Consider the following 493-nt stretch of genomic DNA (forward strand, 5'->3'; position numbering starts at 1 on the left):
GCTACGAGTTCAAGGCGGATGCTGCGACGGTCGGCGCATCTGTTCCGGTCACCGGCAACTACACGGTGACGGACGGCGACGGTGACACGTCGACGGCAAACTTCGGCTTCTCGGTGACGGATGCCAACAAGCCGACRGGCGGTGTGGCGTCTGCGAATGTCGACGATGACGGTCTTGCCGGCGCCAACCCGGCCCCGGWTGCCGSTGCGGCGAKCTTCTCGGGCACGCTCGGCGGCAGCGTCGGTCTGGACGGCGCGGGTGCGAACGGCTTCTCGTTTGCCGGTCTGCATGGCACGAGCGGCACGGTCGGCCAGGAGACGGTCAACTACAGCTGGAGCGGCAACATCCTGACGGCGACGGGTCCGCGCGGYGTTCTGTTCACGGTGACCGTGACGAATGCGGCRACGGGTGCCTATACGGTCGARCTGAAGGACAATGTGCTGCATACGGCCGGTCCGAACGGCGAGGACACCGTCTCGGTCGGCCTCGGCTA

The 493-nt window shown here is 66.9% G+C and carries 1 protein-coding gene; it reads left to right on the forward strand.

Features of this window, described 5'->3' with window-relative positions; genetic code table 11:
* Positions 1-493: hypothetical protein (locus AB4Z53_RS35475; RefSeq protein WP_441600118.1), on the forward strand; the 493-nt coding region annotated here is incomplete at both ends.

It is taken from the genome of Ensifer sp. 2TAB8, assembly GCF_052115125.1.
Classification (GTDB): Bacteria; Pseudomonadota; Alphaproteobacteria; order Rhizobiales; family Rhizobiaceae; genus Ensifer.